The following is a 25,147-nucleotide window of genomic DNA, read 5'->3' as shown; positions in this document are numbered from 1 at the left end:
ACGGGCACGCCGGCCTCCCCGCACACTTGTCAAGATACGTTAAGAGAGGAAGGAAATAGATTTTTCTTGACTTCCTCTTTTTGCCGTTTGTCGTATATTCGCCGCCTCAACCAAATCCTGACTCACATGAAATACGGTGTATCCCGACAAACCCTGCTCCTCACCGCCGGACTGGTGTGGACCCTCGCCGGCGGCAAGGTGCTTGCCATCGGACTGGCGGCATGGCTCCATGAGCACACTCACGCCTGGTACTTCAAGACGGGGGAAGCGACGCTGGTCTTCCTCCTCTTCTTCTGCCTCGTTTTCCACCGGTTGTTCCGCAAATACACCGCCCGCATCCGCGGGAAGTCCGAGAAGAACTGCCCCTTCGCGTTCTTCGACACCCGCGGGTGGCTCATCATGGCGTTCATGATGACGCTGGGCATCGTCGTCCGCCTTTTCGAGCTGCTTCCTCCCCTGTTCATTGCCGTTTTCTACACGGGACTTGCGTTCGCGCTCATCGGCACGGGCATCCGCTTCCTGCTTCACTGGTACAGCTTCCGCCGCAGCTTGTAGTCCGTCCGTCATCCCCCGTCGGGTCTTTCACCGGACGCCCTTTGCCACGTCAACCGCCTTCACAGGTCCGGTTGGCGTTTTTTTCATGTCTTTTCCGTCCGTTTCTTTTCAACCGACGCCCGCCTTCCATCTACCTACACTGTATGCAGCACTAAGCAGAGTGGAAACACATAATATACACTGTATGTAGCACCAAACAGAACTGCAACATAAAATATACACTGTATGTAAGACTAAACAGAGCTACAACACAAAATATACACTGTATGTAAGATAAAACAGGACTGCAACACAAAATATACACTGTATGTAAGACTAAACAGAGCTTCAACGCGAAATATACACTGTATGTAAGATAAAACAGGGCTGCAACATGAAATATACACTGTATACAGGACCAAACCGGAAGACGGCTTGCTGGAAACGCGGTTTCCGGGAGTGTCCGCTTCCGTGTGAAAGGAAAGAAGGGCGAAGACGGACGGCGGAAAAACAACCGGGGCACAGAAACACCGGATTCCGGACTCCCGCAACGGACGGGAAACGGTATGCAGTGTTTTTGTGCCCCGGCAGAGGACGGTCCAACCCGGAAACGCCCTCACAAAGTGACTTCCGCTGAACAAAAGACGGAACGGCTCACGACGGGAGGGACAGGAGAAAATGCTTGAAGTCGGCAAAGTCCTTCGTCATCGGGACCGTCTGCTTCTCGCCCTGCATGAAGGCACGCAGACGCTCGGGAATGCGGACTTCCCGTCCGATGATGCGCTCGATGGTGTCGCGGAACTTTGCCGGATGGGCAGTTTCGAGGAACACGCCGTGCTCGCCCTCGCGGAGGTTCTCCTGCAGGGCGCGGTAGGCACAGGCGCCGTGGGGGTCAAGCAGGTAACCCGTTGCATCGTAGGCTTCCTGCACCGTCCGGGCTATCTGTTCGTCGGTGTACCACGCGCCGGAGATGTGGGCTCGCACCTCCTCCACCCGGTCGTGATACAGCTCGCGGATGCGGGCGAAGTTGCTCGGGTCGCCCACGTCCATGGCGTTGGCGATGGTCGCGACGGAGGGACGCGGCTCGTAGTGCCCCGTCTGCAGGTAACGGTAGAAGATGTCGTTGCGGTTGTTGACGGCGATGAAACGCTTGACGGGCAACCCCATCTGCTGGGCAAACAGTCCGGCGGTGATGTTGCCGAAATTCCCGCTGGGGACGCAGACGACCATCTCGTCCGCCTTGCCCAACTGCTTCAGCCGGGCGTACGCCTGGAAGTAGTAGAATGCCTGCGGCAGGAAGCGGGCGACGTTGATGGAGTTGGCGGACGTCAGGTTGAGGCGCGCGTTGAGGTCGGCGTCGAGGAATGCCTGCTTCACGAGCGCCTGGCAGTCGTCGAAGGTGCCGTCGACCTCCAGCGCGGTGATGTTGTGCCCGAGGGTGGTGAACTGCTTCTCCTGGATGTCGCTAACCTTCCCCTTGGGGTAGAGCACGTAGACGCGGATGCCCTCGACGCCGAGGAAGCCGTTTGCCACGGCGCTCCCGGTGTCACCGGACGTGGCGACGAGCACATGGACCGTGCGTCCGCCTTCGCGGCGGATGAAGTAGCCCAGCAGACGTGCCATGAAGCGTGCGCCGACGTCCTTGAATGCCAGCGTCGGTCCGTGATAAAGCTCGAGCGAGTAGATGCGGTCGGTGACCTCCACGAGCGGGATGTCGAAGTTGAGTGTGTCGTAGACGATGCGTTGCAGGTCGTCGGCGGGGATGTCGTCGCCGAAGAAGTTGCGCGCCACGCGGTACGCCATTTCCTGGAACGTCAGTCGGTCGATGTCGCGGAAGAAGTCTTCCGGCAACGGACGGATGTCTTCGGGCATGTAGAGTCCCCGGTCGGGGGCGAGCCCGCGCACCACGGCTTCCTCGAGGGAAACTTCGGGTGCTTGCTTATTGGTGCTGTAGTAGAACATGTTTCGTGTCTGTTTGGCTGGGCGGCAAGGGGTACACGGGAGGCGTGCCCGCCTGTCGTCCTAATCGTTCATGAATGCGTTGATAAACTCGTTGCCTTTCAGGTGTCCGTAGCTCCCCGCGCGGCAGGCCGCCTCGTCGTAGGTCTGCACCTCGTCCGGCTCGATGCCCGGACGGTAAATCAGGAAGGGCACGGGCTCGGCAGTGTGTGTGCGCAGCTTGCAGGGCGTCGGGTGGTCGGGCAGCACGGCGATGGCGACGGGTTCGTCCCAGTGCTGCACCGCCTCGCTGATGGGGCCGACGATGCGGCTGTCGAGATTCTCGATGGTCTTGATTTTCAGGCTGACGTCGCCTTCGTGTCCCGCCTCGTCGCTAGCCTCGACGTGCAGGTAGACGAAGTCGTCGGTGCGCAGGGCGTCCAGTGCGGCGGCAGCCTTCCCCTCGTAGTTGGTGTCATAGAGTCCCGTCGCCCCCTCGACCTCGATGTTGCGCAACCCGGCGTAGCGCCCGATGCCGCGTATCAGGTCGACCGCCGAAATCACCGCCCCGCGTTTCACCTGGGGGAAGCGTTCGGACAAAGGCTCCATCTGCGGACGGTAGCCGGGCGACCAGGGCCAGATGCTGTTTGCCGGGTCCTTGCCTTCGGCTGTGCGACGCCGGTTCAGCGGATGGGCGGCGAGCAGCTGTTGCGATTGCAGTATCAGCGTGTTGAGCAGGTCGGCGGTGTCCTGCGCTTCGGGCACTTCCGCCTGGACGAGCAGCGGACGGAAGGGCTTCAGGGGCACATCGTGCGGGGGTGTGCAGCGGACGCGCTTGTCCCCGCCGCGCACGACGAGCAGGTGGCGGTACTGCACGCCGGTGTAGAAGTGCACGCGGTCGTTGCCCAGGTGCGCCTGGAGGTATTCGATGAGTTCCGCCGCCTCAGCGGTGGTGATGTGTCCGGCGGAATGGTTCTTCAGCAGGTCGCCGTCGATGCAGACGAGGTTGCAGCGCATCGCCATGTCGCCCGGCTGCAGGTCGACGCCCATGCTGGCAGCTTCCAGCACGCCGCGTCCCTCGTAGATCCGGTTCAGGTCGTATCCCAGGACGGACATGTTTGCCACTTCGCTTCCGGGATGGAAGCCTTCGGGTACGGTTGTCAGGCATCCGCAACGTCCGTTGCGAGCCAGCCGGTCCATGTTCGGCGTGTGTGCATATTGCAGCAGCGTGCGGTTTCCGAGCTGTTCCACGGGCCAGTCCGCCATGCCGTCTCCTAAAATGATGATGTGTTTCATAAGGTTCTCCCTCTTTAAGTATGTCTTGAAATTTGTCAGATGTTTGCAATGCGCATGATGTCGGCGAATACTCCGGCGGCGGTGACTCCCGCTCCCGCTCCGTATCCCTGAATCATCATGGGGTATTCTTTGTATCGCTCCGTGGTGAGGAGGATGATGTTGTTGCTGCCTTCGAGTCCATAGAAGGGGTGTCCGGCGTCGACGGCGCGCAGTTCGACGGAAGCCTTTCCTTCGTCGAGCTTTGCCACGAAGCGCCAGTGTTTGTTCTCGCTCTCCAGCTGGCGGCGTCGCTGTTCGAAGTCCGCATCGAGGGACGGCAGTTCGCGCCAGAAGTCTTCCAGCGAACTCTGGAACAAGGAGTCGGGGATGAAGAGGTGTTTCTCGACATCCTCCTGTTCCAGTTCGTATCCCGCCTCGCGAGCCAGGATGACGAGCTTGCGCACGACGTCCTTTCCGCTCAAGTCGATGCGCGGGTCCGGTTCGGAGTATCCTTCCTCCTTTGCCAGGCGCACGGTCTCGCTGAAGGGGATGTCGGCACTGATTTTATTGAAGATATAGTTCAGCGTTCCGCTCAGCACGGCTTCGATTTTCAGAATCTTGTCGCCGCTGTTGATGAGGTCGTTGATGGTGTTGATGACGGGCAGTCCGGCTCCCACGTTGGTCTCAAACAGGAATTTGACCCCTCTCCGGCGTGCCGTCTCCTTGAGTTCCCTGTAATCCTTGAAGGCGGACGAGGCTGCGACCTTGTTGGCAGCCACCACCGAGATGTTGTGGGCGAGGAAGTCCTTGTAGAGCGATGCCACCTCGGGGCTTGCCGTGCAGTCCACGAAGACGGAGTTGAAGATGTTCATGCCGATGACCTCGTCGTGGAGGCGTTCGATGGAGCCGGGCGCACTGTGTTCCAGCTGTTCCCGGTAAGTGGCAAGGTCGATGCCCGCCCGTGAGAAGAGCGCGTGGTGTCCGTTTGCGATGCCCACGATGTTGAGCTTCAGCCCGCGTTGCTGCATGAGTTTCTCCTGCTGGCAGCGGATTTGCTGCAGGAGGCTTCCGCCGACGGTCCCGACGCCGCAGACAAAGAGGTTGAGCACCTGGTATTCCGAGAGGAAGAACGAGTCGTGAATCACGTTGAGCGTCTTGCGCAGCGATTTGCGGTCGACCACAAAGGAGATGTTCGTCTCGGAGGCACCCTGTGCGCAGGCGATGACGTTGATGCCGTTCCGCCCCAGCGTGCCGAAGAGTTTTCCGGCGATGCCCGGCGTCTGCTTCATGTTCTCGCCGACGATGGCAACGGTTGCGAGGTCACCGGTCGCCTCGATGGGGTTGATTTCGCCCATTTCAATCTCCTTGGCGAACTCTTCGTTGAGCACCTTGCAGGCGAGGGCGGCATCCTGGTTTCTCACACCGATGGAGGTACTGTTTTCCGACGAAGCCTGTGAGACGAGGAAGACGCTGATGCCACTTTCCGCCAACGTGCGGAAGATGCGATGGTTCACGCCGATGACTCCCACCATACCGAGGCCCTGCACGGTGATGAGGCTGGTGTCGTTGATGGACGAGATGCCCTTGATAGCCTTGCTGTGGGGGTCGTTCTGTGCACAGATGATGGTTCCCTTCGCTTCCGGCTTGAAGGTGTTCTTGATGAGGATGGGGATGTTCTTGTGGCACACCGGGTAGATGGTCGGCGGGTAGACCACCTTCGCTCCGAAGTTGCAGAGCTCCATCGCTTCGCCGTAGCTCAGTCGGTTGATGGTGTAGGCGGTCGAGATGACCCTGGGGTCGGCTGTCATGAAGCCGTCGACGTCGGTCCATATCTCAAGGCTGTCCGCATCGAGTGCCGCGGCGATGATTGCCGCCGTGTAGTCCGAGCCTCCGCGTCCGAGATTGGTCACCTCGCCACTGTCCTTGTCCGTGGAGATGAAGCCGGGGACCAGCGCCACCTGCGGCAGGTCGGCAAATGCCTCCTTGACGAGTCGGTTGGTCAGCTCGGAGTCCAGGATGTGACGGGCGTGCTTCTTCTCGGTCTTGATGAACTGACGGGAGTCGTACCAGCGTGCTCCGTCGATGAGTGTGGCGACGATGCGCGAGGATATCCGTTCGCCATAGCTGACGATGGCAGCCGAGGTCTTCGGCGAAAGGTCCTTGATGAGGTACAGTCCCTGGTAGATGTCCTTCAGCTCGTTGAGCAGGGCGGAGACGACGAGGTTGAGCTCCTCCTTGGGTGTTCCTTCGGGGATGACGGCATCGACCATCTCCATGTGTCTCCGCACGATTTCCTGGAATTCCTTCTCGTATGCCATGTCGCCTGACGCTGCCATCTGCGACGTGCGTATCAGCTTGTCGGTGATGCCTCCCAGTGCCGAGACAACCACTATGACCGGTTCGTGCTGTGATTCTACAATCTGTTTGACGCTCAATATGCTGTGGATGGAACCGACGGAGGTCCCCCCGAATTTCATTACTTTCATATCTGTATATAATATAAGGTAGAGGAAGGAATGGAGTCCATGCCCTTCCGATTGGAATTAAACAAGAAGAAAAAGAAAAGATTGTTTTGCCTACATCCGTAGGCGTGTATCACGTAGAAACACTATACTATTATCCTCAACCCCGAGGGGTCATCATCATGGATGTTGACATTCGTGTGATTGTCATTTCCATGCCTGTCGTGAACGGATAATAATACATAGTCATAATCTGGTGTCTTTTGTTTATAGAATGATGCAAATATACGGACTATTTTCTACAAACAAGATATTTCCGGTGTTTTTTTGATAAGAAAAATCCGTATAAATAAAAAATCCTGCATCGGACATTCCTTCCAGAACATCGGATGCAGGATTCTTCCGTCAGCGGGACCTTCCGGGCTTACGCGCCGTACATGCGGGCACGCATTTCCTTGATATGGTCGCTGGTGATGTAGTCGTCGTAAGGCATCATCTTGTCAATGATTCCGTTCGGCGTCAATTCGATGATGCGGTTTGCCACGGTCGAGATGAACTCGTGGTCGTGCGATGCAAAGAGGATGTTCCCCTTGTAGGTCTTGAGGTTGTTGTTGAATGCCTGAATGGATTCGAGGTCGAGGTGGTTCGTCGGGGTATCCAGGATGAGGCAGTTGGCGTTTTTCAACTGCATGCGGGCAATCATGCAGCGCATCTTTTCGCCTCCCGAGAGGACGTTGACCTTCTTCAGGACATCCTCGCCGGAGAAGAGCATGCGTCCCAGGAATCCCTTCATGTAGACTTCGTTCCCCTCGCCAAACTGGCTGAGCCAGTCCACCAGGTTCAGGTCGCAGTCGAAGAAGGCGGTATTGTCGAGCGGCAGGTACGCCGTCGTGATGGTGACTCCCCAGCTGTAGTGCCCAGCCTGTGCCTTGCGGTTCCCGTTGATGATTTCGAACAAGGCGGTCATCGCACGCGGGTTATGGCTCAGGAACACAATCTTGTCGCCTTTCTCCACGGTGAAGTTGACGTCGTTGAAGAGCACGGTTCCGTCCTCGGTCTCGGCACGGAGTCCCGACACTTCGAGTATCTGGTTGCCCGGCTCCCGGTCGGGTGTGAAAATAATGCCCGGGTACTTACGCGAGGAGGGCCGGATTTCTTCAATGTTGAGCTTCTCCAGCATCTTCTTGCGGCTGGTCGTCTGCTTGCTCTTCGCCACGTTGGCAGAGAAACGGCGGATGAATTCTTCCAGTTCCTTCTTCTTCTCTTCCGCCTTGGCACGCTGGTTCTGCTGCTGACGCAAAGCCAGCTGGCTGCTCTCATACCAGAAGCTGTAGTTTCCGGCAAAGAGGTTGACCTTCCCGAAGTCGATGTCCACCGTATGCGTGCAGACCGAGTCGAGGAAGTGGCGGTCGTGGCTGACCACCAATACGGTGTGTTCGAAGTTGCCCAGATATTCCTCCAGCCAGGTCACCGTGTCCATGTCCAGGTCGTTCGTCGGCTCGTCGAGCAACAGGTTGTCCGGTTCTCCAAACAACGCCTGCGCCAACATGACACGCACCTTCTCCTTACCGCTCAGCTCGCTCATCAGCAGGTAGTGCTTGTCCTCCGAGATGCCCAGTCCGCTCAGCAAGGCGGCAGCATCGCTCTCGGCATTCCATCCATCCAGCTCGGCAAACTTCTCTTCCAGCTCCGAGACTTTCATGCCATCCTCGTCCGTAAAGTCCGTCTTGGCATACAGCGCATCCCGTTGCTGCATGATGTCCCACAGCACGGTGTGCCCCATCAGTACGGTATTGAGTACCGTGAACTGGTCCCATTTGAAGTGGTCCTGCGACAAGACGGAGAGCCGTTCCCCGGGTCCCAGGGTCACCGAACCTTTCGTCGGCTCCAGTTCTCCGGAGATGGCACGCAGAAACGTGGACTTCCCGGCACCGTTTGCCCCGATGATTCCGTAAATGTTGCCGTTGGTGAATTTTAAATTGACGTCGTTATACAATACCTTTTTACCAAATTGGATAGCCAAGTCTGAAACTGTTATCATAGTCTTTATACCTTATTATATTATAGTAGCTCATTTAACCGGCTGCAAAGGTACACAAAAAAACAGTGTCAAACTGACAGCCTCCCCGACAAATTTATCTACCTTTGCAACTTCGATAAGAAGTTTTTACCGGTTGGCAAACATTTTGTAGGGAGCATTCGTGTTCTTTGAGAACAACCATCCACCCTATTTCAGCATAATAATAAAATCATATAGACATGAATTCAACAACAAACGAAAACATGGACCAAGAGAAAGTGAACACTCAGGAAACAGCAGAAGCACAACAGACAGAGCAACAAGCCGAGCAAGCAGCACCTGAACTTTCTCCGGAAGAAAAGCTGCAACAAAGTCTGGACGAGGCAGAAGCACGCATTACTGACCTGCAGGACAAGTACCTGCGCCTGTCCGCTGAATTTGACAACTATCGGAAACGTACCATAAAAGAGAAGTCGGAAATCATCAAGACTGCCGCTGAAAAGACCATCACTGCCATCTTGCCCGTACTGGACGACATGGAACGTGCCCTCCTCAACATGCAAAAATCGGACGATGCACAGGCTTTGCGTGAAGGAATGGAGCTGATTAACGCCAAATTCCTGAAAATCCTGTCGCAAGAAGGACTGAACAAGATTGAGACCGAAGGCGCAGACTTCAACACCGACTTTCATGAGGCAATCGCCATGATTCCTGCTCCGAGCGAAGATCAGAAAGGCAAGGTGCTCGACTGCGTACAGACCGGCTACAAGCTGAACGACAAAGTCATCCGTCATGCAAAGGTTGCCGTGGCGCAATGACCGGTGATGCAACATCTAAAAGAAACTGACTATGGCAAAAAGAGATTATTATGAAGTGCTCGGCGTAGACAAAAGCGCCAGCGCAGATGAAATAAAGAAGGCGTACCGCAAGAAGGCCATCCAATATCACCCGGACAAGAACCCGGGCGACAAGGAAGCCGAAGAAAAATTCAAAGAAGCTGCCGAAGCCTATGAAGTGCTCAGCAATCCTGACAAGCGCGCCCGTTATGACCAGTTCGGTCATGAAGGGATGAGCGGTGCCGGAGGATTCGGCGGTGGATTCGGTGGAGGCCAGGGCATGTCCATGGACGACATCTTCTCCATGTTCGGTGACATTTTCGGCGGACATGGCGGATTCGGAGGCTTCAGCGGATTCGGCGGAGGAGGCAGTTCACAAGCCCAACGCAAGTTCCGTGGCTCCGACCTGCGCGTGAAGGTAAAGCTCTCGCTGAAAGACATTGCCAACGGTACGACCAAGAAGTTCAAGCTGAAGAAATATGTGCCCTGTAGCCATTGCCACGGGACAGGTGCCGAGGGCAACAGCGGGACAGAGACCTGTCCGACGTGTAAGGGTAGCGGACACATCCTGCGCACCCAGCAGAGCATCTTCGGCATGATGCAGACACAGACTGTCTGTCCGCAATGTAATGGAGAAGGCAAAATCATCAAGAACAAATGTAAGGAGTGCGGCGGCGAAGGCATCGTCTATGGCGAAGAAGTAGTCGAAGTAAAGATTCCCGCCGGTGTAGCCGAAGGCATGCAATTGTCCATGAGCGGCAAAGGCAATGCCGGACGTCACAACGGTATACCCGGAGACTTGCTGATTCAAATCGAAGAGGAACCGCATCCCGAACTTATCCGCGATGAGAATGACTTGGTCTACAACCTGTTGCTGAGCATCCCGATGGCTGCCCTCGGCAGTACGGTAGAAATACCGACCATCGACGGGAAAGCAAAGGTGAAAATCGAGCCGGGAACCCAACCGGGAAAAGTACTCCGCCTGCGTGGCAAAGGTCTGCCCAATGTGAACGGATATGGCAACGGTGACCTGCTGGTCAATGTGAGCGTCTATATCCCGGAAACACTCTCGAAAGACGAAAAGAACGCCTTGGAGAAAATGCAGGATTCCGAGAACTTCAAACCCAGCTCCAGCATCAAGGAAAAGATTTTCCGCCGCTTCCGTAACTTCTTTGACTAAGACTTATACTCACAAACCGAATCAAGGGTGTGTTCCAGACAAGGGCACACCCTTTTTTCGTTATCAGCTATCAGATTGTCATTCCGTAGCCTATCAGGTCAACTGCTACAATTCGTCACTTCCAACCCCTCTTCTACCCCACATTTCCTTCTTGTCAGTAGCAAAACATAATCAAAATAATATGTATCTTTGTCAGCGACTATCTATTAGTTTTGAATTATGACCTACCAAGAGACATTGAACTACCTCTTTGACAGCGCTCCGATGTTCCAGCAAGTGGGCAAAGCCGCTTATAAAGAGGGACTGGAAAATACCAATCTGCTAGACGAGCATTTCGGACATCCGCACCGGAAGTTCCGCACCATTCATATCGCCGGGACCAATGGCAAAGGTTCCTGCTCCCACACACTGGCAGCCATCCTGCAAAGCGCCGGCTACAAGACCGGACTTTACACCTCCCCCCACTTGATTGACTTCCGGGAACGCATCCGCATCAACGGGAAACCGATACCGGAGGAAGAAGTCATTCGTTTTGTCGAGAAGGAACGTTCTTTCTTCGAACCGCTCCATCCTTCCTTCTTTGAACTGACGACAGCGATGGCCTTCAACTACTTTGCCGAACAACAGGTCGACATCGCCGTCATCGAAGTCGGACTGGGCGGTCGCCTGGACTGCACCAACATCATCGTCCCCGAGCTCAGCATCATCACCAACATCAGCATGGACCACATGCAATTCCTGGGCAATACACTGGACAAGATTGCCGCAGAGAAAGCCGGCATCATCAAGCCAGGCATCCCGGTTGTCATCGGAGAGACCACACCGGAGACACGTCCGGTCTTCCTTGCCAAAGCTCGTGAGGAAAACGCTCCCATCCATTTTGCCGAAGACATACATCCCTTGCTGTCCGCCCTTCCCCAAGCCGGGGGAGGTTTTCTATACCAGACTTCCGATTATCCCAACTTACAGGGACAACTCGGCGGATTCTGCCAGGAGAAGAACACCAATACCCTCCTGACCGCCTTGCCTGTCCTGCATGAACGTGACATCCGGTTCACGGAATCCGATGTGCGAAAGGGATTTGCCCACGTCTGCGAACTGACCGGACTCATGGGACGCTGGCAACGTCTCGCCGAGCATCCTACACTCATCTGCGACACCGGGCATAATGTGGGAGGAATCCAATACATTGTCGAGCAGCTCAGACAGCAACCGTGTGACACTCTGCGCATCGTGTTCGGCATGGTGAATGACAAGGATATCAACGGTGTCCTTGAGTTGCTGCCCCGACAGGCTGTCTACTATTTCACGCAAGCCAGCGTCAAGCGTGCCATGCCTGCCCATGACCTGCAGGCATTAGCTGCCAGCCACGGACTGGACGGACGTTGTTACGACAGCGTGGAAACGGCATTGAGACAAGCTCAGGAAGAAGCCGGCGCCAACGACTGCCTCTTCGTCGGCGGAAGCAGCTTCATTGTTGCAGACCTCCTGACGGTACTTCAAGGCAACCGGGCTTTTTCCGAATGAAGTTTGTTTAAGAAAAAGAAGTTACATACATTTGCGACTATTAATATTACCTACAAAATAAGTTTATTATGAGTACCTCAGTAAATCGTTCGTGCCTGAAGCGCGAAGATTTCCAATCCACCATCGACGGGAAAAACACCGACCTTTACATCCTCAGCAATCAGGGAGGCATGGAAATGGCTGTCACCAACTACGGAGCCGCCATCCTGTCTCTGTTTGCCCCGGACAAGGAAGGTCGTTTTGCAAACGTCATCCAAGGGCATGACTCCCTGGAACATTTGATCAACAGTCCGGTAGATTGCCTCAGCACGACCATCGGACGATACGGCAACCGCATTGCCAACGGAAAGTTTGTTCTTGACGGAAAAGAATATACGCTGGCCATCAACAATGGTCCGAATTCTCTCCACGGAGGACCCACCGGATTCCATAAACGTGTATGGGACGTTGTGGCACATGACAATTCGCACATCGTCTTCCATTATCTGTCTGCCGACGGAGAAGAAGGATTCCCCGGCAATGTAAATGTGGAAATGACCTACACGCTCACTGACGACAACGAACTCCGCATCGACTACCGTGCCACCACTGACAAAAAGACACTGGTCAACCTCACCAATCATGCGTTCTTCAGCCTTTCAGGCATCGGCAATCCGACACCGGATGTTTATGACAACCTGGTGACCATCCATGCCGACTTCTATTTACCGACGGACGCCACCTCGATTCCGACCGGAGAAGTGGCACCGGTGGCAGGTACTCCCATGGATTTCCGTACGCCTCATACCGTCGGCGAACGGATTAACGACGACTTCATCCAGCTGAAACAGGCGAACGGATACGACCATTGCTACGTATTGAATAAAAAGGAGGCCGGCGAACTCAGCTTTGCAGCCCGCTGCATCGAACCGGAAAGCGGACGTACGCTGGAAGTGTACACCACCGAACCGGGACTCCAGTTCTACACTGCCAACTGGAATCATGGTATGGAGGGTGCACATGGCGCTACCTTCCCCGACCGGAGTGCCGTCTGCTTCGAAGCCCAACACTTCCCCGACACTCCCAACAAGGCACATTTCCCCACGGCTGTATTGATGCCGGGAGAACAGTACCGGCAAACCACCATTTACAAATTCGGCGTACAAGCCTAAACCGCATCATCAACCTGTTTTGTTAACAACTGAATTTGAACATACTATGGATATCGAACATGTAAGAAGCCGTTTCATCAAACACTTTGACGGCACTACCGGAACACTGTATACCTCTCCCGGACGTATCAACCTCATCGGTGAGCATACCGACTACAATGGCGGATTCGTATTCCCGGGAGCCATCGACAAAGGCATGATGGCAGAGCTCAAACCCAATGGGACCGACAAGGTACGCGCCTACTCCATCGACTTGAAAGATTACGTGGAGTTTGGATTGAACGAGGAAGACGCTCCACGCGCCAGCTGGGCACGCTACATCTTTGGCGTATGCCGCGAGATGATTAAGCGTGGCGTCGATGTGAAAGGATTCAATACGGCTTTTGCCGGAGACGTTCCTCTGGGAGCCGGCATGTCATCATCGGCAGCTCTGGAAAGCACCTATGCATACGCCCTGAATGACCTGTTCGGCGACAACAAACTCGACAAGTTCACACTGGCACAGGTGGGCCAAGCCACTGAGCACAATTACTGTGGCGTGAAGTGTGGCATCATGGACCAGTTTGCCTCCGTATTCGGCAAGCGTGACCATCTGATCCGCCTGGATTGCCGCAGCCTGGAGTATCAGTATTATCCGTTCAAACCGGAAGGCTACAAGCTTGTCCTGCTCGACTCGGTCGTCAAGCATGAGCTGGCATCGTCGGCCTATAACAAACGTCGGCAAAGCTGTGAGGCGGCTGTCGCTGCCATCCGGAAACACCATCCGGAAGTGGAATTCCTGCGCGATGCGAACATGGATATGCTCAACGAGGCCAGACCGGACATCAGCGAGGAAGACTACATGCGCGCCGAATACGTCATCGAAGAAATCCAGCGCGTGCTTGATGTCTGCGAAGCTCTGGAGCGCGGAGACTATGAGACAGTCGGACAAAAAATGTATGAGACCCACGAAGGCATGAGCAAGCTCTATGAAGTCAGCTGCGAGGAGCTGGACTTCCTCAACGAATGCGCCCGCCAACACGGTGTCACCGGTTCGCGCGTCATGGGCGGAGGCTTTGGAGGCTGTACCATCAACCTCGTCAAAGAAGAGCTTTATGAGGCATTCATTCGAGAGGCCAAAGCCAGCTTTACCCAAAGATTCAACCGTACTCCCAAGGTCTATGATGTAATTATAGGTGACGGTGCACGACGAGTCGAATAACAAAAGTGAAGATTTTACACTTGAATGTTCAAGAACATACGAAATTCTTTCGTTGTCTTGAACATTCGTCTTAATTTTGTGCGTTTTATTCGAGAAGAATTTACTAATTATCCTATACGAGATGAAAACTTTAAGTAAACTTTTATTTGCGGGCGCATGCATGGCAACCTTTGCATGTACACCCCAGCAAGAAGCCCTCACCCAGTCAGGGCTTAATCCGAAAAACTTCCAGGCTGAAGTAAACGGGAAACAAACACAATTGTACACCTTGACCAACGCCAACGGCATGGAGGTATGCATCACCAACTTTGGCGGACGCATCGTATCCATCATGGTACCGGACAAGAACGGTGAAATGAAGGACGTGGTACTCGGCTTTGACAGCATTGCCGACTACATCAATGTCCCCAGCGACTTCGGTGCTGCCATCGGACGTTATGCCAACCGCATCAATCAGGGCAAGCTGGTCCTCGACGGCGACACGATTCAATTGCCGCAGAACAACTACGGACACTGCCTCCACGGTGGTCCCACCGGATGGCAATATCAGGTCTACGCCGGACAACAGGTCAATGACAGCACGCTGCAACTGACCATGCAATCTCCTGACGGAGACAACAACTTCCCCGGAAACGTAACCGCCCACGTAACCTATACGCTCAAAGGTGATAACAGCATCGATATCAAATACGATGCAACGACCGACAAGAAGACGGTTATCAACATGACCAACCACTCCTATTTCAACCTGTCCGGCAATCCGCAGAACACAATCACCGACAATATCCTGTATGTCAATGCAGACAGCATCACCCCGGTCGACAGCACCTTCATGACTACCGGTGAAATGCTCGCCCTGGAAGACAACAGCATGAACTTCAAAAATGCAAAATCCATCAATGAAGGCATTGACATGACCAACGAACAAGTCAAATTCGGCATGGGTATCGACCACAACTATGTGCTCAACACGAAAGGAAACATGGAGGAAGTAGCTGCACGCGTTGTCTGCCCCTCAACCGGCATTACCTTGGAAGTTTACACCGATGAACCGGGTATCCAGGTTTATACCGGCAACTTCCTTGACGGTACAGTGACTGGAAAGAAAGGCATCGTCTATCAGCAGCGTGTAGGTCTCTGCCTGGAGTCCCAACACTATCCCGACAGCCCCAACAAGCCCCAGTGGCCGTCCGTTATCCTTGAACCGGGCCAAACCTACCAAAGCCATTGCATCTTCAAATTTGGCGTAGAAAAGTAAACTTCCCTAACTCTTAAAACCAATAACTTAAAAAAAACATAAGTAATCTACTATGGAAATACTAGAAGCTCTAAAAAACAATGGCTTTGCTACTGCGGATTACCTCGTATTTGCAGCCTACATTGTCCTCCTCGTCGGATTGGGAATTTTCCTCTCCCGTGGAAAGAAAGGAGAAGAAAAATCGTCCAGCGACTACTTTCTGGCGGGAAACACACTGACATGGTGGGCTGTGGGTGCCTCCTTGATTGCCGCCAACATCTCTGCCGAACAATTTATCGGAATGTCCGGTTCAGCTTTCAAATCAGGTATTGCCATGGCAGCCTACGAGTTGATGGCTGCAGCAACCCTGATTGTCGTAGCAAAGTTCCTGTTGCCGGTGATGATTAAACGCAAGATATTCACCATTCCCCAGTTCCTGAGTGAACGTTACAACTGGGGCGTGGGTCTGGCTTTCTCCATCTTCTGGCTCTTCCTCTATGTATTCATCAACCTGACCTCCGTGGCTTGGTTGGGTGCATTGGCCATCAAACAGATTCTGGGCTTGCCCGCCACTCCCGCAGTCTTGCTGGGCATGCAGGTCGACATGACATTGCTGGTCATCATCCTCCTGCTCTTTCTCATCGCGGGTGCTTACTCCATCTACGGTGGTCTGGCTTCCGTGGCTTGGACCGATGTGATGCAGGTGACCTTCCTCGTCGGCGGTGGTCTGGTAACTGCCTATGCTGCCCTTGACGTCATCTCTACCAAACTCGAACTGAATGGTGCCTTGGATGCCTTGAGCTACATCATGGGACACTTGTCAAGCATACCGGGAGACACCCACTTCAATCTGGTTGTCGAACGTAATGCCGACTTGTATCCGGTGCTCGAAGGTACGGCAACCCAACCCTCTGACCCCTATTTCGACATTCCGGGTATCACCGTCATCGTTGGTGCATTGTGGTTGACCAACTTGGGTTACTGGGGCTTCAACCAGTACATCATCCAGAAAGGTCTGGCAGCCAAGAGCCTTGCAGAGGCCAAGAAAGGTATGATTTTCGCAGCCTTCCTGAAGATTCTGATCCCCTTCATCGTATGTATCCCGGGCGTTTGTGCCTTCTACATCGTGAACTACCAGCCTGAACTGACCCAGACTCTTGCCGGCGCCATCGAGCGTTCCGACGATGCTTATCCGTTCCTCATCCGCAACTTCACTCCGACGGTTGTCAAAGGTCTGTCGTTTGCGGCATTGGCTGCGGCAGTCATCTCCTCACTGGCCTCCATGTTCAACTCGACCTCGACCATCTTCACGATGGATATCTACAAGAAGTTCATCAACAAGACTGCTTCTGAAAAGAAACTGGTCAATGTCGGTCGTCTGACTTCATTGGCATCACTTGTAATCGCACTGTTGGCTGTATATCCCATCATGGGTGGTGCTGACCAGGCATTCCAGATTATCCAGGAATACTCTGGCTTCGTTTATCCGGGTGTCGTAGTCATCTTCGGTCTGGGCTTGCTGTGGAAACGTGCCTCCGGTGTAGCTGCTGTTGTAACAGCCATCGGTACGTTCGTCTTCAGTATTGCCTTCAAGTTCATGATGCCGGGCACTCCGTTCCTGCTCCGCATGGGCTATGTGTTCATGGTGCTGGTGGTACTCTTCTTCACCCTGTCCTACATGAGCAACAAGACCGTGAAAGCCGAGCAGCTTGACGCACACACCACGAAGACGCAGCTCTTCTGGGGCAATGTAATGCTGGTGCTCGCCATCATCTGCTTCCTCATCGGCTGCATCGTCTTCTTCAGCGACATCACCCTGTTGAAGAATTACGGATTCGAAGCCATCTTCTTCCTGGGAACCTTCTTCTTGTCGTTGTGGATTTACCTACGTTCGAACGCACTCGACACCGTTCAGGACGGCAAAGCCGTGGCAATCGACCTGTCACTCTTCCGTTCCGACCGCAGCTTCACCATTGGCTCAGCCTTGGTGGTCATCATTCTGGCTATCCTTTATATTGCACTTTGGTAATCAACCTCTAAAACCCATTTTGCAATATGGCCACCTATTATGATATACATCCGAAGTTTCACGTTGCAGTAGACTGCATCATTTTTGGATTTAACAAAGACGGGCTCAGCCTGCTTCTTCTCAAACGGAACATGGAGCCCTTCTTTGGAGCTTGGTCTTTAATGGGTGGATTTGTACAAAACGATGAAAGCGTCGACAATGCCGCAAAACGGGTATTACGCGAATACACAGGGCTGAACGAAGTCTACATGGAACAGGTAGGCACGTTCGGCGCTGTGCATCGCGAACCCGAAGAGCGGGTTATCTCCGTTGCCTACTATGCACTTATCAACATCCAGGATTACGATAAGAAATGCGTAGAAGAACACAACGGATATTGGGCAAGAATCGATGAACTCCCTCACCTGCTGTTCGACCATGAAGAAATGATTGAGAAAGCACGGGAACAAATGAGACGGAAAGCATCGTCCGCCCCCATAAGCTTTAATCTATTACCTGAACTTTTCACATTGACTCAGTTGCAAAGTCTCTATGAAGCGATTTATGACTGTCCCATCGACAAACGGAACTTCCGCAAGAAAGTGGCAGACATGGATTTCATCGAACAGACGGAACTGATTGATAAAAAAAGCTCTCGTAGAGGAGCGCGTTTGTATAGGTTCAACAACCACATCTATTCCAAATCTCTTAAATTCAAATTATAAGAAACTTTATAAAAGCAATATAACCATGTTAGAAGCATTAAAAGAAAAAGTATTCCAAGCAAATCTCGACTTGGTGAAGCATGGCTTGGTCATATTCACTTGGGGCAACGTCTCAGGCATTGACCGTGAAAGTGGCCTGGTCGTCATCAAACCAAGCGGCGTAAGCTATGACATTATGAAAGCCAGCGACATGGTCGTTGTAGACTTGGACGGCAAGGTGGTTGAAGGCGACCTCAATCCGTCGTCGGATACTCCCACCCACCTGGTGCTCTACAAGGCTTTCCCCGAGATTGGCGGAGTGGTCCACACCCACTCTACCTACGCCACCGCATGGGCACAAGCCGGCATAGACATCCCCAACATCGGCACGACACATGCAGACTATTTCTATAAGGCAATCCCCTGCACGGCTGACATGACACGCGAAGAAGTGGAAGGCAACTATGAGCTGGAAACAGGCAATGTCATCGTGAAGCGCTTTGAAGGCATGAACCCCGTACACACACCGGGCGTATTGGTGAAGAACCACGGTCCGTTTGCCTGGGGAAAAGATGCTCACGAAGCCGTTCACAATGCAGTCGTCATGGAACAAGTGGCCAAGATGGCAAGCATCGCCTACAGTGTCAACCCCAACCTCACCATGAACCAGCTGCTGGTAGAAAAGCATTTCAGCCGCAAACACGGTCCGAATGCCTACTACGGACAAAAGAAAAAATAACGACCAACTGTTCATGATACAACCTGACGCCGTGGTAATTTCCCCAAATTGCCACGGCGTTTTTCTGTATAGGGTCCGCGAAAACATTCAACCCCAATCGGTCGACTTCAGGGTAAAAGGCAATCATCAAAAGGAAACCTATACCGATGGTCCGGCTAACAAAATCAAACAAAAGGAAGGTTTCCGCAAACAAACGTTTGAAGGTACTTAAGCATCAGGAGTATTCAACTGCTAATCTGATTTAACATTCGGCTTGAATGGAGGAGTTTATTTCAGAAAACTTAGCACTATACCTCGCGGAAACAGGGAAAATCCCACCGGGAAACATGCAATTCGTCGCATCGAAATACAAAAGCGATGCCGGAAAATCGAAGTTTCACGGCAGGAAACCTGTAAAAACAACGGGAGAAGTCTGAATTTAGCCGTTCGGGAATCTGATTTTTGCAGTTTCCTTCCCAAAATTCCAAAAGGAAGCTATCCGTGACTACTGGCAAAAAGATAGAAAAGCACAAAAGAGCACTCAAACAACTGACAGAGTATCCATCTGCATGCTGCTCATCACCTGGAAAGATTTGCTCCAATCACACCCTGATTTCAGGAATAAAATACAGCCGAATGGAAAGCTGCATTTGACATTTTGATAAAATGACAGGGACCGACTCGCACTGAAAAATACAAGAAGAATATGAACTCCGATGCAGACGGAACCACACCTGTAAGGACCTTCGCGTCCACTGAAAGATGCCGCACAACATATAATGGGCACTTTTACACTTCTTATCCTTTAAAAATTATGAATAAACAGCAAATATCCCGACACTTTTTCGAAAATCTAAATATTACTACGTACTTTTAAACACTGAAAACAAAGAATTATCAATCAATATAACCAATAAAATACAATACTATGGCTTTCGAAAATTATGAAGTATGGTTCGTCACCGGAGCACAGCTCCTTTATGGAGGTGACGCTGTTGTTGCTGTTGACGCACATTCCAATGAAATGGTTGCAGGCTTGAACAATTCCGGGAAATTGCCTGTCAAAGTTGTATATAAAGGCACAGTAAACTCCTCTAAAGAAGTGGAGACCGTATTCAAGGCTGCCAACAATGATGACAAATGTATCGGTGTCATCACTTGGATGCATACTTTCTCTCCGGCAAAGATGTGGATTCATGGCTTGCAACAATTCAAGAAACCCCTGCTTCACCTGCATACCCAGTTCAACAAGGAAATACCTTGGGATACCATGGATATGGATTTCATGAACCTCAACCAATCTGCTCACGGCGACCGCGAGTTCGGGCATATCTGCACCCGTATGCGTATCCGTCGCAAAGTGGTTGTAGGCTATTGGAAGGATGAGAATACACTGCACAAGATTGCTGTCTGGATGCGTGTCTGCGCCGGATGGGCTGATTCTCAGGATATGCTGATCCTCCGCTTTGGCGACCAGATGAACAATGTAGCCGTAACCGACGGCGATAAAGTGGAAGCCGAACAACGCTTGGGTTACCACGTAGACTATTGTCCGGTGAACGACTTGATGGAATATTACAAGAAAGCTACGGACGAAGAAGTGAAGGCACTCGTAGACACCTACTTCAAACTCTACGAACATGATGCTGCACTGGAAGACACCAAGAGCGAAGCATATACGAAAATCTGGAACGCAGCCAAGGCTGAAATCGCCCTGCGTGGTATCCTGAAAGATAAAGGTGCCAAAGGATTCACAACCAACTTTGACGACCTCGGTCTGTTTGACCAAATCCCCGGCCTCGCTTCTCAACGACTGATGGCTGAAGGCTACGGCTTCGGCGCTGAAGGTGACTGGAAGTCTGCCGCTCTCTACCGCACCGTGTGGTTCATGAGTCAGGGCATGGAGAAGGGTTGCTCGTTCCTGGAAGACTATACCCTCAACTTCGACGGCGAAAACAGCTCCATCCTTCAAGCACACATGCTCGAAGTTTGCCCGCTCATCGCAGAACATCGTCCCAAGCTGGAAGTACACCGTCTGGCAATCGGCATTGACAGCCAGACAGCCCGTCTGGTATTCACCTCCAAGCAAGGACAAGGTGTAACGGCTACCATTGTTGATCTCGGCAACCGTTTCCGCATGATCGTCAACGACGTAGAGTGCATCAAATCAAAACCGCTGCCTAAGCTCCCCGTGGCTTCCGCCCTTTGGATTCCGATGCCAAACTTCGAGATTGGCGCAGGTGCATGGATTCTCGCCGGTGGAACTCACCACTCCTGCTTCTCCTATGACCTGACAGTCGAATATTGGGAAGACTATGCAGAAATCGCAGGCATTGAAATGGTTCACATCAACAAAGACACCACCATCAGCAGCTTCAAGAAAGAGTTGCGCATGAACGAAATCTACTACATGCTCAACAAAGCTCTTTGCTGATAATTGATAATGAATTGGTTTGCGGCTGGAACAAACAGGCATCTGCAACACACGATGACACCGGTTCCTTCGCAAACCAATTCTACTTTTTCCATATCCATTCATTATAGCACCTTAAATTACAGGTTTTACGTATGAAACTAGATGCAAAGTCAACCATCGAAACAGGAAAAGCCATGCTCGGAATCGAACTGGGCTCAACACGTATCAAAGCTGTTTTGATTGACCAAGACAACAAACCTATCGCTCAAGGAAGCCATAGTTGGGAAAACCAACTCGTCGATGGTCTGTGGACCTACAGTCTGGACGCTATCTGGAACGGTCTGCAAGATTGCTATGCCGACCTCCGCGCAAATGTCAAGGAACAATATGGCATTGAAATAGAGACTTTGGCTGCCTTAGGCGTCAGCGCCATGATGCACGGTTACATGCCTTTCGACAAAGAAGGGAACCTGCTTGCAGAATTCCGCACCTGGAGAAATACCAACACCGGAGAAGCTGCCGCAGCCTTATCTGAACTGTTCGTATACAATATTCCGCTCCGCTGGAGCATCTCTCACCTCTATCAGGCAATCCTGAACAACGAGCCTCACGTCCGTAACATCCATTTCCTGACTACACTTGCCGGCTATGTGCATTGGCAACTGACCGGAGAGAAAGTATTGGGCATTGGTGATGCTTCCGGCATGCTTCCCATCGACCCGAAGACAAAGAACTATTCGGTACCGATGATTGAGAAGTTCAATCAACTTATTGCCCCCAAAGGATTCGGCTGGCAAGTGCAGGACATACTGCCTAAAGTATTACTGGCGGGCGAAGATGCCGGCAAACTGACTGCCGAAGGTGCACGACGACTGGATGTTTCCGGTCATCTGAAAGCAGGCATTCCGGTCTGCCCGCCTGAAGGAGATGCCGGCACAGGCATGGTAGCGACCAATGCAGTCAAACAACGCACAGGCAACGTGTCTGCCGGAACTTCCTCCTTCTCCATGATTGTCCTGGAGAAAGACCTGTCAAAGCCCTACGAGATGATTGATATGGTAACCACTCCTGACGGCAGTCTCGTGGCCATGGTTCACTGCAACAACTGTACCTCCGACCTTAATGCATGGGTCAATCTCTTCAAAGAGTATCAGGAGTTACTGGGTATCCCCGTAGACATGAACGAGATTTTCGGCAAGCTCTACAACCATGCCCTCCAAGGTGATGCCGATTGTGGCGGACTCTTGTCCTATAATTACATTTCAGGTGAACCCGTCACCGGACTGGCGGAAGGTCGTCCCCTCTTTGTGCGCTCCGCCAATGATAAGTTCAACCTTGCCAATTTCATGCGTGCCCACCTTTATGCATCAGTCGGTGTGCTGAAGATTGGCAACGATATCCTCTTCAAACAAGAGAAAGTCAAAGTCGACCGCATCACGGGACATGGAGGTCTGTTCAAGACCAAAGGCGTGGGTCAGCGCGTGCTGGCAGCAGCCATCGATTCACCGATCTCCGTGATGGAAACTGCAGGAGAAGGAGGTGCATGGGGTATCGCTCTGCTCGCCTCATTCCTGGTAAACAATACAGCCGGACAGACCTTGGCTGATTTCCTGGAAGAAAAAGTGTTTGCCGGTAATGCAGGTGTTGAGATAGCACCCACGGCTGAAGATGTTGCCGGATTCAATGCTTACATTGAGAACTACAAAGCAGGACTTCCCATTGAAGAGACAGCCACAAAATGCAAACGATGACTAATTGAAACAAAATATTATTCTTATGAACGACGTAAAATTGATGAACCGCGCAGCCGACAACATCCGTATTCTGGCTGCTTCTATGGTAGAAAAAGCTAAATCAGGACACCCCGGAGGTGCCATGGGTGGTGCCGACTTCGTGAACGTATTGTTCTCGGAGTTCTTGGTCTATGATCCTGAAAATCCCCGTTGGGAAGGACGTGACCGCTTCTTCCTCGACCCGGGCCACATGTCTCCGATGCTCTATTCCGTACTTTCACTTACCGGCAAATTTACCATGGACGAGTTGGCACAATTCCGTCAATGGGGCAGCCCGACTCCCGGCCATCCGGAAGTGGATGTCATGCGTGGCATCGAGAATACCTCTGGTCCTCTCGGACAAGGACATACCTTTGCCGTAGGTGCTGCCATCGCTGCCAAATTCCTGAAAGCTCGCTTTGGTGAGGTCATGAATCAGACCATCTACGCTTATATCTCTGACGGTGGAGTACAAGAGGAAATCTCGCAAGGTGCAGGCCGTCTTGCCGGTCACCTCGGTCTGGACAACCTCATCATGTTCTATGATTCCAACGATATCCAGCTTTCGACTCCCTGTAGCTCTGTAACCAGCGAGAACGTGGCTCAAAAGTATGCTGCATGGAACTGGAAGGTTATTGAAATCAATGGTAACGACGTAGAACAGATTCGTCAGGCCCTGCGTGAGGCAAAGGCAGAGACGGAACGTCCGACCATCATCATCGGAAAGACCATCATGGGTAAAGGTGCCCGTAAGGCTGACAACTCCAGCTACGAAGCAAACTGCGCGACCCACGGTGCTCCCCTTGGCGGAGATGCCTACATCAATACCATCAAGAACCTGGGTGGAAATCCCGAAGACCCGTTCCACATCTTCCCGGAAGTAGCCGAGCTCTATGCCAAACGTGCTGAAGAGTTAAAAGGCATCGTTGCTGAACGCTATGCCGCCAAAGCTGCATGGGCCAAAGCCAATCCGGAACAGGCTGCCAAAATGGAGAAATGGTTCAGCAACGCTGTTCCCGCAGTTGACTGGTCAGGAATCCAACAAAAGCCCAATTCAGCAACCCGTGGTGCATCGGCAACCGTATTGGGCGCACTCGCCACTCAGGTAGAAAACATGATTGTATCTTCTGCTGACCTCTCCAACTCAGACAAGACGGATGGTTTCCTGAAGAAAACACACGCTTTCACGAAGGGCGATTTCAGCGGAGCATTCCTGCAAGCCGGTGTATCCGAGCTGACTATGGCATGCTGCTGCCTCGGTATGGCTCTCCACGGAGGTGTGATTCCGGCATGTGCTACCTTCTTCGTATTCTCCGACTATATGAAACCTGCAGTACGTATGGCTGCCTTGATGGAGCTTCCGGTTAAATTCATCTGGACCCACGATGCCTTCCGTGTAGGTGAAGATGGACCTACTCATGAACCTGTAGAACAGGAAGCACAAATCCGTCTGATGGAAAAACTGAAGAACCATAAGGGTCATAACTCCATGCTGGTACTCCGCCCCGCAGATGCAGAAGAGACAACCGTCGCATGGCGTCTGGCCATGGAGAACATGTCCACTCCGACAGCTCTCATCTTCTCTCGTCAGGATATCAAGAACCTGCCGGAGGGCAATGACTACAACCAGGCTGGTAAGGGTGCCTATATCGTTGCCGGTTCGGATGAGAATCCGGATGTCATTCTGGTTGCTTCCGGTTCTGAGGTATCCACTCTTCTTGCAGGTACTGAGTTGCTCCGCAAGGACGGTGTAAAGGTACGTGTCGTTTCCGTTCCGTCTGAAGGATTGTTCCGTAGCCAAAGCAAGGAATATCAGGATGCTGTATTGCCGAAGGGTGCCAAGATATTCGGTCTGACAGCCGGCCTCCCTGTGAACCTGGAAGGTCTGGTAGGTGCCAACGGTAAAGTGTTCGGATTGGAGTCGTTCGGTTTCTCCGCCCCGTATAAGGTTCTTGACGAGAAACTAGGCTTCACTGCCGAAAATGTATACAACCAAGTGAAAGCAATGCTTTGACATGCATTCAGGGCGCCCCGCTATCATACCTGACAGGAGACGTCCTTGAATAAGCATCGTTCCAATACATGACTAAAGAAGGAGTAAGAATCGGACTGAGACCCAACAGTCCCATTTGAACTCCTTCTTTCATTTCACAACGATGCATACCGAC

At 52.6% G+C, this 25,147-nt stretch carries 17 protein-coding genes; 13 read left to right on the top strand and 4 right to left on the bottom strand.

Translation table 11 applies throughout. The features are described from left to right. Window positions 1–126: 126 nt before the first annotated feature. The gene (locus tag M3087_RS06725; RefSeq protein WP_022383491.1) at window positions 127–555 is read left to right on the top strand and encodes a hypothetical protein; all 429 of its coding nucleotides are present in this window, start codon (window positions 127–129) and stop codon (window positions 553–555) included. 633 nt (window positions 556–1,188) lie between these two features. Here the strand turns inward: M3087_RS06725 and thrC are convergent. The 4 genes from thrC to M3087_RS06705 all read right to left on the bottom strand — a co-directional run bounded on the left by thrC (window position 1,189) and on the right by M3087_RS06705 (window position 8,250). Further along, entirely contained in the window at window positions 1,189–2,496 is a 1,308-nt protein-coding gene (thrC, locus tag M3087_RS06720) for a threonine synthase (protein ID WP_249094589.1), read from the bottom strand. Window positions 2,497–2,556: 60 nt separating this feature from the next. Further along, window positions 2,557–3,768 (bottom strand): cofactor-independent phosphoglycerate mutase, encoded by a 1,212-nt coding sequence (locus M3087_RS06715; protein ID WP_249094586.1) that lies wholly within the window; start codon window positions 3,766–3,768, stop codon window positions 2,557–2,559. A gap of 35 nt (window positions 3,769–3,803) precedes the next feature. Continuing rightward, window positions 3,804–6,233 carry a bifunctional aspartate kinase/homoserine dehydrogenase I gene (thrA, locus tag M3087_RS06710; protein WP_249094582.1) on the bottom strand — a complete coding sequence of 810 codons (2,430 nt, stop codon included), beginning with the start codon at window positions 6,231–6,233 and terminating at the stop codon, window positions 3,804–3,806. A 400-nt stretch (window positions 6,234–6,633) separates the two neighbouring features. Further along, on the bottom strand, window positions 6,634–8,250 hold the full coding sequence (locus tag M3087_RS06705; RefSeq protein WP_106484807.1) for an ABC-F family ATP-binding cassette domain-containing protein: 1,617 nt from the start codon (window positions 8,248–8,250) through the stop codon (window positions 6,634–6,636). A 242-nt stretch (window positions 8,251–8,492) separates the two neighbouring features. Here M3087_RS06705 and M3087_RS06700 point away from each other — a divergent pair, with 242 nt between their 5' ends. The 12 genes from M3087_RS06700 (at window position 8,493) to M3087_RS06645 (ending at window position 24,993) form a co-directional block, all read left to right on the top strand. Next, complete coding sequence (locus M3087_RS06700; protein ID WP_249094579.1) at window positions 8,493–9,047, top strand: nucleotide exchange factor GrpE; 555 nt, start codon at window positions 8,493–8,495, stop codon at window positions 9,045–9,047. A gap of 31 nt (window positions 9,048–9,078) precedes the next feature. Next, window positions 9,079–10,245: a molecular chaperone DnaJ gene (dnaJ, locus tag M3087_RS06695; RefSeq protein ID WP_022383485.1), complete on the top strand. Its 1,167-nt coding sequence runs from the start codon at window positions 9,079–9,081 to the stop codon at window positions 10,243–10,245. Window positions 10,246–10,464: 219 nt separating this feature from the next. Beyond that, the gene (locus tag M3087_RS06690) at window positions 10,465–11,772 is read left to right on the top strand and encodes a bifunctional folylpolyglutamate synthase/dihydrofolate synthase (protein ID WP_249094576.1); all 1,308 of its coding nucleotides are present in this window, start codon (window positions 10,465–10,467) and stop codon (window positions 11,770–11,772) included. 68 nt (window positions 11,773–11,840) lie between these two features. Then, window positions 11,841–12,923 carry an aldose epimerase family protein gene (locus M3087_RS06685; RefSeq protein ID WP_022383483.1) on the top strand — a complete coding sequence of 361 codons (1,083 nt, stop codon included), beginning with the start codon at window positions 11,841–11,843 and terminating at the stop codon, window positions 12,921–12,923. A 46-nt stretch (window positions 12,924–12,969) separates the two neighbouring features. After that, entirely contained in the window at window positions 12,970–14,124 is a 1,155-nt protein-coding gene (gene galK, locus M3087_RS06680; RefSeq protein WP_022383482.1) for a galactokinase, read from the top strand. A gap of 121 nt (window positions 14,125–14,245) precedes the next feature. Further along, window positions 14,246–15,382 (top strand): aldose epimerase family protein, encoded by a 1,137-nt coding sequence (locus tag M3087_RS06675; RefSeq protein WP_249094573.1) that lies wholly within the window; start codon window positions 14,246–14,248, stop codon window positions 15,380–15,382. A 52-nt stretch (window positions 15,383–15,434) separates the two neighbouring features. Continuing rightward, window positions 15,435–17,390, top strand: a complete 1,956-nt coding sequence (locus tag M3087_RS06670; RefSeq protein WP_249094570.1) for a sodium:solute symporter family transporter — start codon at window positions 15,435–15,437, stop codon at window positions 17,388–17,390. Window positions 17,391–17,416: 26 nt separating this feature from the next. Continuing rightward, window positions 17,417–18,094, top strand: a complete 678-nt coding sequence (locus M3087_RS06665; RefSeq protein WP_022383479.1) for an NUDIX hydrolase — start codon at window positions 17,417–17,419, stop codon at window positions 18,092–18,094. Between the two features lie 25 nt (window positions 18,095–18,119). Next, window positions 18,120–18,812: an L-ribulose-5-phosphate 4-epimerase gene (locus M3087_RS06660; protein WP_022383478.1), complete on the top strand. Its 693-nt coding sequence runs from the start codon at window positions 18,120–18,122 to the stop codon at window positions 18,810–18,812. A 907-nt stretch (window positions 18,813–19,719) separates the two neighbouring features. Then, on the top strand, window positions 19,720–21,225 hold the full coding sequence (araA, locus tag M3087_RS06655) for an L-arabinose isomerase (RefSeq protein ID WP_022385618.1): 1,506 nt from the start codon (window positions 19,720–19,722) through the stop codon (window positions 21,223–21,225). A 134-nt stretch (window positions 21,226–21,359) separates the two neighbouring features. After that, window positions 21,360–22,958, top strand: a complete 1,599-nt coding sequence (locus M3087_RS06650) for a xylulokinase (RefSeq protein ID WP_249094565.1) — start codon at window positions 21,360–21,362, stop codon at window positions 22,956–22,958. 25 nt (window positions 22,959–22,983) lie between these two features. Further along, the gene (locus tag M3087_RS06645; protein ID WP_022385620.1) at window positions 22,984–24,993 is read left to right on the top strand and encodes a transketolase family protein; all 2,010 of its coding nucleotides are present in this window, start codon (window positions 22,984–22,986) and stop codon (window positions 24,991–24,993) included. Window positions 24,994–25,147 lie beyond the last annotated feature (154 nt).

The organism is Mediterranea sp. ET5 (assembly GCF_023337025.1).
In the GTDB taxonomy this organism is placed as follows: domain Bacteria; phylum Bacteroidota; class Bacteroidia; order Bacteroidales; family Bacteroidaceae; genus Phocaeicola_A.
Note: the sequence above shows the minus strand (reverse complement) of the source record. Positions and strands in the feature narration are given on the sequence as shown.